This window comes from Paenibacillus silviterrae (assembly GCF_030167925.1).
GTDB classification, from domain to species: domain Bacteria; phylum Bacillota; class Bacilli; order Paenibacillales; family NBRC-103111; genus Paenibacillus_G; species Paenibacillus_G silviterrae.
This window is the reverse complement of record NZ_JASKUT010000001.1, coordinates 2,920,544-2,936,413: the sequence shown is the minus strand read 5'-3', so window position 1 is coordinate 2,936,413 and position 15,870 is coordinate 2,920,544. Positions and strand designations below refer to the sequence as shown.

The window sequence follows — 15,870 nt, the reverse complement described above, 5'->3', positions numbered from 1 at the left end:
TGAAGAGAGAGGAAGAGAAGGTATGCAGGAAAAAGATACCCTCATTCGTTTCGGTATTTCTATGCCGCAGACGTTAATGGAGCAGTTTGATGCGAGGATTGTCGAACAGGGTTACGATAACCGCTCGGAGGCAATTCGCGATCTGGTCCGCAAGGCGCTTCTTGAGCCTTCGCTGATCCGTGGGGATCAACTGGCGGCGGGGACTATCGTGATGGTGTACGACCACCACATCAGCGATTTGCCGATGGTGCTTACGGAGCTCCAGCACGATTACCATCGTGAGGTCAACTCTACCCTTCACATTCATCTGAATGCGAAGCAGTGTCTGGAGGTCATCGTCGTTCGCGGCATCGTTAGCCGTCTGCGCGAGCTCCAGCAAAGGATTCAGGTTCAGAAGGGCGTATATTATGCGGAATTATCCGTAACTCATGTGGAGGGCGGCATGGAGGATCATACCCACGACCATCCGCACTCGCATTCTCATCACCACGAACATCACCATGGACATGGCTATGGGCAAGGCCAAGGACATGAGGGGGAGCCGTCGTTATGAAGAAATATTTTACACGGGAGGAAGCTGACGCGCTTCTCCCGACAATTAAGCTGGACTTATACCAGATTCAGAAGGTAAAGCACCGCTTCGAGGCCAAGTACTCTCAGCTTAAGGCATTGAAAGCGCATGTGAAAAGGCATGGCATGACGGAGGGGGAGGATCCTTTCTTCACGCTGGAGGCAGAGCTCGAGTTTATGCAGATGGAGGCGGACACCCTGCTGCAGAGCTTCCGTATGAAGGGTGTGCAGCTGAAGGATATCGATTCCGGACTGATCGATTTCCCTGCGGTCATGAACGGGGGAGAGGTTCTGTTATGCTGGCGGCTTGGCGAGGAGCGGGTGGAGCATTATCATGGGATGCATGACGGCTTCGCCGGGCGGAAGAAGCTGACGGGGGATGCGCAGAATGAGACATAGCCGTATGGGAAGCACAGCAAAAATCGTAGGCAGATGGCTGCTTGTCATGCTCCTGGTCCTGATGGTTCCGATCGGGAGTCTCGCCGGCGGCACCGCTGCCGATGCGCATGCTTCGCTGCTCGAAGCCCTCCCTGCTGCCGATAGCGAACTCTCCAGCCCGCCGAAGCAGGTCGTTCTTACCTTTAATGAACGTCTGGAAGAAAGCTTGTATTCATTACGCGTACTGGACCGTAACAAAAAGAGCGTCACCGATCGACCACCGGTAATGAGCCAGAACCGCATGCAGCTCTCCCTGGAGCTTCCGCCGTTGAATCCAGGGACGTATGTCGTCACGTATCGCGTCATTTCCGCTGACGGACATCCGGTCGAGGGGACTTACGTTTTTGCCTCCGGCACCTCGCTGGACAAGCCGTCCGTAGGGGCAGCTCCGCAGCTGGAGCATACGCACAGGCAAGAGGGGGCACCGTTTCAATCTTCCGGCTGGAAGGATCAACTGACCTATGCCGTTCGAATCCTTTATTATTTCATACTCCTTTCCTTTACCGGATGGCTGCTCTGGCTCCGCTGGCTGCCGAAGGACGTTTCCGCGTCCGGCAAAGAGCGGCTCCAAGGCATAGGTACACGCCTGCAGCAGGCTTATCTGCTGGTGTTTATCGTATTTATGTGGGTACACTTATTTGCTCTCATTGGAGACGGCGGGCGTGAAGCGCTGCTCAGTCTCTTTACCCGTACGTCGATCGGTCCTGCGTGGCTGGGGGGCCTGATTCTGGCGCTAGTGTCCTTCCTTATGCTGCATAGAAGCAGCGTACTGGATTATATCTGGGTCGCTTTGGCGTGGTTCTGCAAGGCGCTGCTTGGTCACGCCGCCGCATTCGAACCCGTAGGCGAGACACTGACATTGGACTGGCTGCATTTGGCCTCCGCGTCCATATGGACAGGCGGGCTGCTGATGCTGCTATTCTTGTGGCGTTATAGCCGAGACGATGCGAAGCGGCTGTATCCTTCCTTCTCCGCCGTTGCGCTGCTTAGTATTCTGCTTCTAGCGGTATCCGGTGTGTTGTCGGTGTTTCTTTTTCTCCCGGATGTAAGGTATGTCGTGGAGACGGGCTGGGGTCAATTTGTTATAGCCAAAACCGTATTGGTTCTCGCCGTCGTTATGACTGCTTTCCTTATAAGAAGGGGGATCCGCAAGGGGGATGAACGGTCGCCCGGCGTCCTGATGATGGCCGATGGGGTGCTGATGAGTCTGATCGTGGTCATTGTCGGTATCTTCACTTACTTGTCTCCCTTGCCGCCGAACAAGCCGCTTCAATGGCATGTAATGGGGGAACGCATTCATATGACGACGCAGATAACGCCGAATGCACCGGGTGTGAACGATTTTACAGTCAAGGTATGGCTGCCTGAAGAGCTGGGGAAGCCGAAGCAGGTGATCCTTAAGCTGCAGGAGAGAAATTCTTCTAAGGAAATCGCTCCGCTTATGGTGCCTCTTCAGCCTGTGGAAGATACAAGCGCGGACGAATCCTACGGAATGCCCAAACATACGTACAAAGCGAGGGGGCCTTACTTGCCTTATCCAGGGCACTGGAAGGTGGAGGTTCGCGTTATGGATCGGGAAGACAATGAAACGGTGTACGAGCAAGAAATGCGCGTTTACTAAAATATGAAGTGTGAGGGCTCCTTTCGACAATATTCGAAGGAGTCTTTTGCTGTATTATTAGGACTTAGGAACTAAATGCTCGCTTGTCCTTTTATAATCCTAACGTTACAATAGAGATACTATTCGTTTTATATGAAGATGAGGGTCCCTATGTCGAAAATAACACGAGCAACATTCGTCGATACTTGGCAGCATTCTCCGCCGGAGCGACCCCAATTTCTTTGCTTATTGACGGTGCTGATCAGCACGGAATTGATTTTCCTGCTATTCCGGCATATGATCGGGCAGCCAGGCGATCGGCTGGATTATTTGGTATCTGCTGTGATCGCACTGCTATTGAGCGGTGTGCTTATGATAGGGGCAAAGCATGGCTCGTCTCGGGGCATTCGCTATATCCCGTTTTTGGTGCTGATTTTTGTGGGTATGGCAGGCGCTGAGATGGCGCTTCGGTTGAACGGCGGCATGGGCGGTGTTTCTAGGGGAGATTGGCTGGAGGCATCCGCGAGGCTTTTGATTACCGTTCCGCTTCTGTACTTTCTGTTCTCGGTTCTGAGACAGAGGGAGATTACGGAGCAGAAGCTCCATTACTTGTCACAGCATGACCAGCTGACCGGGCTGCCCAATCGAGGCATGTTCCAATCCATGGTGCAGAAGGCGATCAGTCAGGCTAAGCAAGATGATAGTATGCTCGGTGTCATGTTTATTGACTTGGACCGGTTTAAGAACATCAATGATACATTCGGTCATGAGATTGGCGACCAGCTGCTGATGGAGGCGGCGGAACGGCTCAGGCAAGGGCTGCACTCCACGGACTGGATATCGCGGCAGGGCGGCGACGAGTTCACGGTGGTGGCGGTCGAGTTGACGCATGAGGAGGATGCCGAGAAGGTTGCCCGTAAAATCATCGACCTGCTCAGCAGACCGTTCCGAATCGAAGGTCATGAGCTTCGGATCGGCTGCAGCATTGGAATTTCGCTTTATCCTTCGGATGGTGAAGACGCGGTAACGCTGATGAAAAATGCGGATACCGCTATGTATCGTGTGAAAGAGCAGGGGAAAAACCATTACATAAGGTATAAGCCGGAAATGAACGATTCCGTGATCCGCAAGCTGGTGCTGGAGGAGTGGCTCAACAAGGCGCTCGATCAGGAAGAATTTATGGTGTACTACCAGCCTCAGGTGGACATTGATGTCGGCGGCATTAACGGAATGGAGGCGCTTCTGCGCTGGAATCATCCGGGAGTCGGATATATTTCGCCGGCGGAGTTCATTCCTTTAGCGGAAGAGACGGGATTGATCGTTCCCATAGGCAAATGGGTGCTGCGCACCGCATGCCAACAGAATAAGGCTTGGCAGCGTGCCGGTTATGAGCCATTGAAGATTGCGGTGAACATTTCGCCGATTCAATTTTACCAGCAGGACTTCGTACAGGTTGTCGTTGATGCGCTGCGGGAGAGCGAGCTGGATCCTCAATATTTGGAGCTGGAGATCACGGAAGGCGTCGCCATGTACCAGGTGGATCAAGTGATTGAGAAGCTGAACGAGCTGCGGACGCTGGGAGTTCAAATTTCCATTGACGATTTCGGGACAGGTTACTCTTCCTTGACTTATCTGAAGAAGTTCCCGATTCAGAAGCTGAAGATTGCCCAGCAATTTGTCCGAGACGTTACGTTTGACGCGGACGATGCCGCGATCGTACAGGCGATCATGGCGCTGGCCCACAGCCTCAAGCTGAAGGTCATCGCGGAGGGTGTAGAGACGGAGGAGCAGCTGCAGTTCCTGACCGGGATGCGCTGCAAGGAAGTGCAGGGGTACATCTATAGCCGGCCAATTCCGGCTCAAGAATTTACTGCGCTGATGGAGCGCAGAAGTGCATAAGTGCGTAAGTGAGTAAGTGCATCAGGAATGGATAAGCGCCTTCGGATCCGGTAACAGCTGTGTGCTGCGGGTTCGGGAGGCGCTTTTTTTGTGTGCGGCGGGAGGAAATAGGTGGAGAGGATTGGGGGCCTATCCCTGTGGCTCAGAAGAGAGGTGTGTTGCAATTGCGTTTGGGTTTTATCCCGGTGGCTCAGAAGAGAGGGGTGTAGCAGTTGCGTTTGGGTCATATCCCTGTGGCTCAGAAGAGAGGGGTGTAGCAGTTGCGTTTGGGTCTTATCCCTGTGGCTCAGAAATAGATGGGTCGCAGTTGCGTTGGGGGCCTATCCCTGTGGCTCAGAAGAGAGGGGTGTAGCAGTTGCGTTGGGTGAATATCGCTATTGCTCAAATGTGTTGGAGAGGGGAGGATGGGTTCGTAGTGTAAAGGTGTCGGAAGCACATCAGCTTTTTCAAAATAACGATGAATCGCGCAAGTACGTGCTAAAGCGGAAAGAGACGAAATAATGGCAACTATGCGATAACAGACATCGAAAGTGCCAGAATAACACCAGCAGTAGCAAAAATGCGATTACACGCCGATTTTGGCTTCCCGGAGAGCGGAAAGAGATGAAATAAGGGCATATCTGCCACTACAGACATCGAAAGTGCCGGAATAACACCAGCAGTAGCAAAAATGCGATTACACACCGAGTTTGGCTTCCCGGAGAGCGGAAAGAGATGAAATAAGGTCATATCTGCCACTACAGGCACCGAAAGTGACGGAATAACACCAGTAGTAGCAGAACTGCGATTACACTCCGATTTGGCTTCCCGGATAGCGGAAAGAGACGAAACAAGGGCATATCTGCCACTACAGGCACCGAAAATGCCGGAATATCACCAGCAGTAGCAAAAATGCAATTACACAACCGAGTTAGGCTTCCTGGAGAGCGGAGGGTCCTACCCACCCCCTACCTCCCTGCCTGAACCCCCGAACCAGCCGCCTCGAGCGTACCCGCAGGTGCTGCTGCTTCCGAAGGCTGGAAGGCAAAGTACATAACCAAACGGCTGACCGCAATGACCACAAAGCAGCCCCACAGCGGAAGGACGGCGATCAAAGCACCGGCGAGCAGCGCCCCGACGGCATTACCTGCATTCATGACCAGCTGGAAGTCGGAAAAGTAAGCCATCTCCTTTTTGTGCTTGGCCGCCTCGTTCATCATGATGGAGTTGGAGGCTACCTCGTATATGGCCAGGCAAAGCCCCAGCCAGCCTTGCACGATGAGCAGCGCCCAGAAGGAATTGATCCATCCGTAGGGCAGCACGGCGGCCGCCAGACCGATGACAGCAACGCCGTACACCTTCATGACGCCGAACCGATCCATTGCCCGCCGAGCGACAGGGAGCATCAGTGTGGATACGATACCTGCGGTGACGACAAAGGAGGCGATCTGGGAATTGCTTAAACCGAGCTGATTGACATGGTAAATGATAAACAGCGGTGCAACCATAGCGGTGCCCACATGATTCAAGCCCATCCACCAGGTGCGGCGGTCGCATTCCTGAAACGGCTTCACCCAGGTGAGACGGATCGGTTGACGTTCCTTTGGCGCTAGCTCCGCAATGAGGGCCATCCCGGCGAAGGTAGCGGCACAGCCGACGAGCATAGAGATCACGTAATTTTTCGGGAACATCCACTGGAACGCATCGAGAAAATGGCCGATCGCAAAGCTGCCGATGGTGACGATGACGATCCCGATCATTTTCGTATTGCTGAAAATCTTGGGAAACTCCGCCGGCTCGACCCATCTTCGAAGGATCGCAGGCTGCTGCGCGCCGGTAACCATCACCGCTACGGCGTTGATCGACCAGAAGAACAGCAAATACGGTATGGGATTCGGCAGCAGCACGCTAAGAGCCATGGAGAGGAAAGCAAACTGCCGAATGTATCCGCTGACAAGAAAAACACCTCTGGTCACAGGCAGCTGCCGCGTTAGAAACGCAAGGGACAGTGCACAGAACAGAGGTGGCAAGGAGTTGGAAAGCGCGATTTCAAAATTGCTGGCCCCCAAACGGGCAATCAGCACTTGTAAGAACGTGAAGAAGCTAACGCTTTTCATATTTTGCAAAGCAGCATCCATATAGATTCGTGTCGATAGCTTCATTCTCATCAGAACCCTTCCGCGCAGTTGTACCTTCTGTATTCCCTAGCATACCGCGCGTGAGAGGGGATTCCCATGGACGTACCGACTGAAAACCATGGACTATCGTGCTTTAAAACGAAAACTAAGATTTGACTGCCTGCGGATGATTTTCTCCGACATAAGCGGCCGCCGAAGCATTGGAAATGACCTGCTCCGGACTTTTGCACCCGGGGATGACGGAGGTAACGGCCGGATGCTTCAAGCACCAGGCGAGCGCCCAGGTAGCCATATCCATGCCTTGCGGAACTTCATTCTCCCGAATGCGTTCGACCTCCTCGAGCTTCAGGCGGGTTTGCTCCTGATCATGGCGATGGCGCACATCGCTCTCGGAAAATACTGCGCCCGGCTTATACTTGCCGCTCAAGTAGCCGCTTGCCAGCGGTACGCGGGCCAACACGCCAAGATCCTGCGCCTGACAGGACGGGAAAACGCGCTCCTCCGGCTTGCGGTCCAACCGGTTGTATACGACCTGAATGGCCTTGGAACCGACCTTGGTGGAGTTTTCGGTTTGGTGCAAATTATCGTTGCTGCCGATGGAGGTGCCTAAATGGCGGATTTTCCCGGCTTGCACTTGTTTATCTAACAGAGTCCAGAGCTCGTCTTGGTCAAACGCCTCGTCCGTGCCCGAATGGAACTGATAAAGGTCGATATAGTCGGTTTGCAGCGCTTTCAGCGAAGCATCCAGCTGATCCAGCACCTGCTGCGGAGACCACTCCTGATCCCGTTCGAAATTCCGATGGAACTTATGACCGAACTTGGTGGCAATCACCCAATCCTCGCGGCGATGACGGGCCACGTAGCTCCCGATCAGCGCTTCCGACGTATGATCTCCATAACATTCCGCCGTGTCGATCAGATTGATGCCGGATTCCTTGGCTTGATTCAGAATCGCGTCAACCTCATCCTGTGTGAAAGGCTTGCCCCATTCCCCGCCGAATTGCCAGGTTCCTACGCCAATAACGGATACATGTAGCTCGGTTTTACCCAATCTGCGATATTTCATCAGTCGCCCTCCCGGATCTTTGTACTTCTCCTTCATTTAATACGATCTTCGCCGCAAAGTCAAAAAATGGATCCAGAAGCCGATAACAAATTTGACAATGGGTTTACATGATTTTTACAGGACATTAATAGTTCGTCTCTACAATAAGGTAGTAGCATAACCAATTATGGACTGGGGAGGAAAGGCTGACTTATGAAATGGTTCGTTCAATGTACATCCGCCTTAGTGGCGGCAGCGCTTGCAGTAACACCCGTAGCATCGGCATCGGCGGCCGACACCTCTGCTGTATGGACAAGCTCCGGCACAAGCGAGCTTACCGCGAAGCTGATTGCGCGTTATGACACAGGCTCCGGCGCCACAGGGGCAGAGATCGTACAATATGATGCCAAATCCAAGAGAGCTTTCGTTATTAACGGTGCCGAAAAATCGGTGGACATCGTCGATCTGTCCTCGCTAAAGTCAAATCCGTCAACCACTGTTGCGTTGTCGGAGGCGAAGCGAATTAAGCTGGAGTCGCTCAGCGGCCAGATCGCAGGGATCGGCGATATTACCAGCGTAGCGGTGAGCCCTAAGGGAGATTTTCTGGCACTTGCGCTGCCTGCAGCCGTTAAAACGGATCCCGGCAAGGTCGTCCTGCTCGGCATGGACGGAAGCCTCATCAGCTTTGTGGAAGTAGGGGCGCTTCCCGATATGGTTACTTTTACCCCGGATGGACATTATGTGCTTGTTGCCAACGAGGGTGAGCCGAACGACGATACCTCCATCGACCCGGAAGGATCGGTGTCCATTATTGATGTATCGGCGGGAGCCGACAAAGTAACTCAGGGCAGCGTGGTGCATGCGCTTTTTGACAATGATGCCATCATTGATGAGAAGGTCCGTAAGGCGAAGCCGGGTGCGACAGCAGCCCAAGATTTTGAGCCGGAATATATTGTTGTAGCGCCGGATAGCAAGACAGCCTACGTGTCGCTGCAGGAGGTGAACGCGGTAGCTGAGCTTGATTTGGCTGCAAAAGCTTTTACCAAGGTGACCTCGCTTGGAGTGAAGCAGCATTATAAGTTGGGCAACGGTCTGGATGCCTCTGACAAAGACAAGAAAATCAATATTCAGCCATGGCCGGTGCTCGGCATGTATATGCCGGACGGCATGGATGTGATGACCTTGAATGGGAAGACGTATCTCTTCACGGCCAATGAGGGCGATAGCAGGGACTATAAGGGCTTTTCCGAGGAGGCTCGTGTAGCTGACCTGAAAGATAAGCTTGCGCTTCAGGCGGCGAACTACCCGGGGCTTACCCAAAAGCAGCTCGATGAACTCTCCATAACAGCTGCCGACGATACCAAGCTCGGTCGTCTGAAGACGACGACAACGGCGGGAGTTAACGCAGATGGAAAATATGAGGCGATCTATACCTATGGGGCAAGGTCTTTCTCCATATGGGATGCGTCCACAATGACGCAGGTGTTCGACAGCGGAGATCAATTCGAGCAAACGCTGGCGGTTCAATACCCGAAGCAATTCAACGTTTCGAATGACAATAACAAATTCGACGACCGCAGCGACGATAAAGGTCCGGAGCCGGAGGACGTGAAGGTCGGCCGCATCGGTGATGAGGCTTATGCGTTTGTGGGCGTTGAGCGGATGGGCGGCATTTTCGTATACAATGTAACCGATCCGTTAAAGCCTCACTTCGCCACGTACTTTACCAGCCGGGATTTCTCCGGAGGGGAGAAGGACATCAAGGGCGAGAGCGGGCCGGAGGGACTCAAGTTCGTTTCTGCAGATCAAAGTCCTACGGGTAAGGCGCTGCTGCTTGTCGGCAACGAGGTTTCCGGTACGATGGGCGTGTATGAGCTGACGCAGGGCGATAAGGCTGCCAAGAAGACGATTACCATCCTGCATACGAATGATTCCCACGGCCGTGCGGAGGAAGCTTCTAATGATGGCATGGGCTTTGCCAAAATCGCAACGCTGGTACAGCACTATGAAAGCCAAAACCCGAACACGCTTCTCCTGGACGCGGGCGATACGTTCCATGGCACAACCTTCGCTACGCTTGTTCGCGGGGAGAGCATTGCCAGGGTCATGAACCAGACGGGGTATGATGCGATGGCAGCAGGAAACCATGATTTCAACTATGGCTATCAACGCTTGCTGGAGCTGGAGAAAATTGTAGAGTTCCCCATTCTCGCGGCCAATGTGCGGAAGGAAGCGGACAGTTCCCGGATTCTGAAGCCTTATGTGATTAAAGAGGTTAACGGCATTAAGCTTGGTATTCTCGGACTTTCTACGCCGGAAACCACTTATAAGACACACCCGAATAATGTAGCCGGCTTGAAGTTCGTCGATCCTGCTGTGGAAGCGAAACCCGTGGTGGAAGAACTGAAAAAGCAGAAGGTCGATGCGATCATCGCGGTCACTCACCTCGGCATTGACGAATCCAGTACCGATACCAGCATCAAGCTGGCCAAAGAGGTGCCGGGGATTGACCTCATCGTCGACGGCCACAGCCACAGCACGCTGGTGGAGGGAAAAACCGCCGACAATAACACCCTGATTGTAAGCGCAGGCGAATACACCAAGAATCTGGGCGTAGTCGAGCTGACGTTCGAAGGGAACAAGCTGGTTGGCAAAAAGGCACAGCTGGTTGCTAAGGATGCTGCCGGTCTTGTTATGCCTGATCAAGCGGTGGTAGGAACAATTAACGACATTAAGAAGGCGCAAGACGTTATTCTGAATGAAGTGATCGGCTCCGTACCGGTGAAGCTTGACGGAGATCGTGAGCTGGTACGCGTTCAAGAGACCAACCTCGGCAACCTGATCACCGATGCGATGCTGGATATGACGGGAGCGGATGTTGCCTTGACCAATGGCGGGGGCATACGAGCTTCGGTGGAAGCCGGTCAAGTAACCAAAGGAAGCATCATCACCGTGCTGCCGTTCGGCAACTATATCCAGACTAAAAAGGTTACGGGCGCAGAGTTGAAAGCGGCGCTAGAGGTGGGAGCTTCGGCGTATCCGAAATCGCTGGGAGGCTTTGCCCATGTCGGAGGCATGTCGTACTCCATCGATGAATCGAAGCCTGCGGGAAGCCGCGTTCACTCTGTGAAGGTGAAGGGGCAGCCGTTAGAGCTGGAGAAGTCATATGTGCTTGCGACCAACGATTTCCTTGCTGCCGGCGGCGACCAATATTCGTCTCTCAAGACGGCGCAGCACTTGGGCGACTTCCCGGCACTCGACGAAGCGTTGATTGCGTATATTCAGAAAAAAGGCGCGGTCTCCCCTGTGGTAGAAGGCCGTATTACGGTGAAGCCGGATCCTGCGGGAGCTGCATCGATTGCCCCTGCTCCTGCTGCTGGTTCGCAGCAAGAGTCTGCCGGCAGCGGCACCTACACCGTTCAGCCGGGCGATTATTTATTCGCCATTGCCCAGCGCTACGGTACGACATGGCAGGGGCTGCAGAAGTTAAATAAGCTGAACAATCCGCACTTGATTTATCCGGGGCAGATCATTCAGCTGCCATGAGTTAGCAAAGAACGGCCGCTTTCGGTTTATTTTGCCGAGGCGGTCGTTTTTTTTATGGGCGCTTTCCCTTTTTCACGTAAATAGCTACAATGGAAGTTGTTGTTCATCGTTGCACGGCCGGGCTGTGTTGCGTGGAATGGAATGAGAGGGGCGTGGGCGTTTTGATGAAGGTAGAGGACAGCGGGAAAGGGCTAGGGATGAGACCGTGGAAGGCCTATGGGCTTCTTGTGTTGTTTAACGTAGCGTTTACCGTACTGATTCAATATTGGGAGCGGTTACTCTATTGGTGTTTGGAGGGCAGGGTGCCTCCCATCCTTATCTTTGGATCAATAGGGTTGATCGCCGGCGCTTGGCTGCTGGGTAACCGGTTGATTGTTCGTCGCAGCTCTCTCGATTGGCGGAAGGGGATCGGAGCCGTGGCGTTGGTGGTGGCTATAGTGCTGCTGGACCCGTGGGTGCGCCCGTTATATATGAACCAGCTGGATAATCTGGCGATGTTTCAGTCGTTTCGGATTTTGGAATATTTTCGCAAGGGGTAGGACTGGACAATGAACTCGGAAGGCGATATAATGATGCTTACGTAACGCTTTCATTATCATCGCGCGGGTGTAGTTCAATGGTAGAACTCCAGCTTCCCAAGCTGGTGGCGTGGGTTCGATTCCCATCACCCGCTTAAAAGAAAAACCCTTGTATATCAAGGGTTTTTCTTTTTTCTGAGTCGTATGAGTACATAATTAGCTTTTGACTATTAATTAGAATAAAAACTCAACTAACAGAATAATTGAAGCGAATAATAAAAGAAGGACCCCCAAGCACATATTTCCAGTTCTTCTACCAAATGATTTATAAACAACAATCAAAATGATAGTAAAGAAACACAAAAGACCAAATACAAAAATAGAATACAGATTATCAAAAAAGAATAGTAGGAAGTAACCCTTAAATGGAAAGTGCATCACCGATAACCACCAATTATTCATGAAAGTACATATATTATAATCTATTATTTAGAACCGCAAGATGAACTTCCGAATGGAGTTGTTATATCATGGGCAAAGGTACATCAATAATCTTGCTCTTCTTAAGTTATATTATCACTAAATTATTAGTTTACATTAATAATCCATTTGGCATTATTTTTGGTGTCCCACTTACTCTATTCGAGAAATCAATTCCAATAATCGTAATTATTGTGACTAGTGTCATAACTTCTATCATTTTTATTACTAAGTATGATGTAACTGACATAAAGAGATTTTTGTTCATGAAGTGGATAGTGATTATTTTAATTACTGCAATAGATTTGGGACCTCATATCGTAGACGAAATAGAAAATAAAAGATATCTAAATAATACCGCAAAAAGCCGGCTACTGTCATCAATGACAAATAACCGGCCTTATTTCGTTACACCGTAAACTTGCCGACGGCGATTTTGACTTGCTCGGACGTCTGCTTCAGCCCTTGGGCGGAAGCAGCCATCCCATTCATGGTTTCCAGCTGCTGCTGAACGAATTCGGCTACGCCTTCCGCATAGCTGCGGGACTCCTGAGAAATTCGTGCCAATTCCTCCATCGTCGCTGCGATTTCCTCGGAGCCGGCTGACATTTCCTCGGTGGCTGCCGAAATTTCCTGAATTTGCGAGGTGATTCCCTGAACGGACCCTGCAATCCGATCGAAGCCGGCATGGGCTTCTTTGACGATAGCTGCTCCGTTCATTGCCTCATTGGCACCGGCCTGCATGCTCTCCGCTATGGACTCGGTATCTAGATTAATGTGACCGATGAGCTCGGCAATGGTTTCGGAGGAGCTCTTGGACTGCTCGGCCAGCTTGCGGATCTCGCCGGCTACTACGGCAAAGCCGCGCCCATGCTCGCCGGCCCTTGCCGCCTCAATCGAGGCGTTCAAGGACAGCAAGTTCGTTTGGGTGGAGATGTCCCCAATCACATCAACGATGCCCTTGATGTCAGCGGAGCGTTCCAGCAGCCGCTGCAGCTTCTGCACGGCTTCCTGGACGCTTGCGTTGATGCGCTCCATCTGCTCCACCGTTTCGGCCATGAGCTTCTGATTTACCGTCGTTTCCTCGGCGACGGAGTAAGCCTGCTGGCTCACTTCGCCTGCGGACTCGGCGATGCGCTGAACGCCGACGGTCATCTCGCTGATCGCACGCTTCGTCTCTTCCGTCGATTCGGATAAGGTGTGGGAGCCTGAGGCAATCTGCTTGACGGATTCGGCGATGTCCCGCGATGCGGCCAAGGTTTGGCTGCTGCCCTGCTGCATATCGTTCGAGGCGGCAACGACATTATGGGTTGACACGGCGATGTCTTTAAGCAGAGCCGACACGTTCGTAAGCATCGTATTGAAATTTCCCTTCAACCGACCGAACTCATCCGTACGCGTAACCTTCATCTGGAAGGAAAAGTCGCCGTTCGCCGCGCGGTTGGTCGCGTTCGTCAGCTCTCTCAGCGGACTGAGCTGCTTCGCGATGACATACCAGATTGTGGCCGAGAAAAGAATTCCAAAGGTTAGGGACATGCCTACCGACTTGATAATTTCCTTCTTTAGCAGCACCTTGATGTCATCGTAATTATAGTCTAGGCCGAAAATACCGATCACATTGTTCTTGCTGTCCGTAATTTTGGATAAGCTGCTGACGAATGTTCCGTTCTCGTCTGTATATGTATCGGTAATTGCCAATTCTGCATTGTTCAGCTGCTCAATGCCCGCTTTAAAGATGTCGGGAAGTTTGTAGCTGCTCATCGGAGGAAGTGCGGCAGCAAGCGAGCTGCTCGTGCCGATCATTTTTAGAAAGGGCTCCCCGTTCTTGGTTTCTACCTCCGGGAAAAAAACGTAAGCGTTCTCCACGAGCTCCTTTTGCGTCATGGAATCCAGTATGCTGGTAAGCGTCTTTACGTTGACATCGTCCTTTAAATCCGCTCCCGTCTTGCCTTTTTCCGCCACACCGCTAATGTAGGAACCGACCAGCTTAGCCGTAATAGCATCCGTTTCATGTATCGTTACGAGCTTGTTCATGTGCATCTGACGCATGGAGAAATAGGTGAACGACGCGGATGATAAGGAAAACACAAGCAGGATTACAAAGACCATGAGGGTCAGTTTTCGAGCGACGTTACGTGTAACCGTACCGAACATGAATAAATCCTCCCAACCGAGATTTCTGTCGAATTATTAAAAATAATGTCGAATAATGTATTTTGATGTAATTCTATCATCCGCAGCTGCTATCCGTAAAGAGAAATATTGTAAATAGATCCTAAAATCTGTTTAATCATGACATTGTGCGGAATGGTACTTATCTGTTAAAAAGCAAAAGCCTTAACCCGACAATCGGGCTAAGGCCTTCTCCTAGTTCATCTAGTTACTCGGCAGGGAAAACGAATCGCACACCTTGGCGATAAAGCTCCTCATGCAGAGCGGCAATCGGCACATCCTGCAGCGTGCAGCCGCTGTCGATTGCGAGGGAAGCGGCAACGCCGGCAGCCTGGCCGAGCGCATAGCAGGTGGCTTGCACGCGCATCGACGACATGGCGACATGCGTGGCGGAAATGGCGCGGCCGGCCACAAGCACGCCGTCCAGCCCCTTCGGGAGCATGCAGCGGTACGGAATGTCGTAGCCGTCGATATCGCGCTCATCCGTGACCTTGGCACCGTCCGGACTGTGGATATCGATCTCGTAGTTGGTCTGCGCAACAACGTCGGCAAATCTTCTTCCCGAAGTAAGGTCCTCCTCGGTCAGCGTGTAATGACCGACGATCTGGTTGGTTTCTCTGACGCCCGTCTGGCTTCCGATGTGAGACAAAATGTAGTTCTCGAAGCCGTTGCGCTGCAGGTAATGAGCGACGGAGAACACTTGGCGGAGCGATTCCTGCTCGGCGAAGCTGACGTCGTCGATTTTTGCGCCGTTCCCTTTCACCCGGGTCATGTTGACAAGCAGCGTGCCGTCTCCCATCCGCTCCCAATACAAATGACGGCCTTGCGGCAGGTCCTCGACCTTTTCATAATAATAACAGCCTTCCGGCAAGTAGAGCTCTGTCTTTTGGCCTGTGTTTTGCATCATAAACATGAGTGTCATCGGCTGTGTCAATCCGTCGCCATCACGCCCCGAGGCATACGCTGCGCCGGCGTCGATAGCAACCCGCGCATCACCCGTACAGTCCAGAAACACCGCGCCTTCCACGGCGCGCAAGCCTTCGCGGGTATTGACGATCACCGCTTTGACACGGCCATCTTCGGTAACGGCCGAAACGAAGGACATGTGATAGCATACCTTGACGTTCTCCTGCTCCAGCTTCCGGTTCAAATAATAGCGGAGGCGAAAGGGAGAAAACTGCGGGGCCGTATTCAAATCTTGTCCTTCCGGGACATGCTCCTTGATCATTTCCGTGACGATCTCCCGGTAGATTCCCGTGACGTTGCCTACCTTCATAAAAATGCTCACGTTCCCGAGCGTACCCATGCCGCCAAGCTGTGCGGATTGCTCCAGCACAATGACTTTCTTGCCGCTTCGGGCTCCCGAGAGGGCAGCGGCCACTCCTGCGGGACCTCCTCCAACAACGACCAGATCGGCGCGGTCATACACCGGGATATCCCGTTTCAGTTCATAGGTTGTCGACATCACTTCAACAGCTCCTTCGC

Annotated in this window: 10 protein-coding genes and 1 tRNA gene; 7 read left to right on the top strand and 4 right to left on the bottom strand. The window is 52.4% G+C overall.

Annotated features, from left to right (window positions below):
* Positions 1 to 22: 22 nt before the first annotated feature.
* The 4 genes from nikR (at position 23) to QMO62_RS13410 (ending at position 4,507) form a co-directional block, all read left to right on the top strand.
* Positions 23 to 553 carry a nickel-responsive transcriptional regulator NikR gene (gene nikR, locus QMO62_RS13425; RefSeq protein ID WP_284641572.1) on the top strand — a complete coding sequence of 177 codons (531 nt, stop codon included), beginning with the start codon at positions 23 to 25 and terminating at the stop codon, positions 551 to 553.
* The gene (locus QMO62_RS13420) at positions 550 to 969 is read left to right on the top strand and encodes a DUF2203 domain-containing protein (protein ID WP_284641570.1); all 420 of its coding nucleotides are present in this window, start codon (positions 550 to 552) and stop codon (positions 967 to 969) included. Before nikR ends, QMO62_RS13420 begins: the two co-directional genes overlap by 4 nt.
* A gap of 4 nt (positions 970 to 973) precedes the next feature.
* A complete protein-coding gene (locus tag QMO62_RS13415) occupies positions 974 to 2,629 on the top strand; it encodes a copper resistance CopC/CopD family protein (RefSeq protein WP_284641569.1) in 1,656 nt (551 codons plus the stop codon).
* A gap of 150 nt (positions 2,630 to 2,779) precedes the next feature.
* A complete protein-coding gene (locus QMO62_RS13410; protein WP_284641568.1) occupies positions 2,780 to 4,507 on the top strand; it encodes a putative bifunctional diguanylate cyclase/phosphodiesterase in 1,728 nt (575 codons plus the stop codon).
* Positions 4,508 to 5,454: 947 nt separating this feature from the next.
* Here QMO62_RS13410 and QMO62_RS13405 read toward each other — a convergent pair.
* Together QMO62_RS13405 and QMO62_RS13400 are read right to left on the bottom strand one after the other, a co-directional pair.
* The gene (locus QMO62_RS13405; RefSeq protein WP_284641567.1) at positions 5,455 to 6,654 is read right to left on the bottom strand and encodes an MFS transporter; all 1,200 of its coding nucleotides are present in this window, start codon (positions 6,652 to 6,654) and stop codon (positions 5,455 to 5,457) included.
* Positions 6,655 to 6,769: 115 nt separating this feature from the next.
* Entirely contained in the window at positions 6,770 to 7,690 is a 921-nt protein-coding gene (locus tag QMO62_RS13400) for an aldo/keto reductase (protein ID WP_284641565.1), read from the bottom strand.
* A gap of 192 nt (positions 7,691 to 7,882) precedes the next feature.
* On the opposite strand from QMO62_RS13400, the gene QMO62_RS13395 reads away from it, so the two are divergent.
* From QMO62_RS13395 to QMO62_RS13385, 3 genes are all read left to right on the top strand, one after another.
* Positions 7,883 to 11,215, top strand: a complete 3,333-nt coding sequence (locus QMO62_RS13395; RefSeq protein ID WP_284641563.1) for a choice-of-anchor I family protein — start codon at positions 7,883 to 7,885, stop codon at positions 11,213 to 11,215.
* Between the two features lie 161 nt (positions 11,216 to 11,376).
* A complete protein-coding gene (locus QMO62_RS13390) occupies positions 11,377 to 11,754 on the top strand; it encodes a hypothetical protein (protein ID WP_284641561.1) in 378 nt (125 codons plus the stop codon).
* A 63-nt stretch (positions 11,755 to 11,817) separates the two neighbouring features.
* Positions 11,818 to 11,888 (top strand) — tRNA-Gly (locus QMO62_RS13385).
* Positions 11,889 to 12,621: 733 nt separating this feature from the next.
* Here QMO62_RS13385 and QMO62_RS13380 read toward each other — a convergent pair.
* Positions 12,622 to 14,367, bottom strand: coding sequence for a methyl-accepting chemotaxis protein (locus tag QMO62_RS13380; RefSeq protein WP_284641558.1), 1,746 nt, complete (start codon positions 14,365 to 14,367; stop codon positions 12,622 to 12,624).
* Positions 14,368 to 14,593: 226 nt separating this feature from the next.
* Positions 14,594 to 15,850 carry an FAD-dependent oxidoreductase gene (locus QMO62_RS13375; RefSeq protein ID WP_284644940.1) on the bottom strand — a complete coding sequence of 419 codons (1,257 nt, stop codon included), beginning with the start codon at positions 15,848 to 15,850 and terminating at the stop codon, positions 14,594 to 14,596.
* Positions 15,851 to 15,870: the final 20 nt, after the last annotated feature.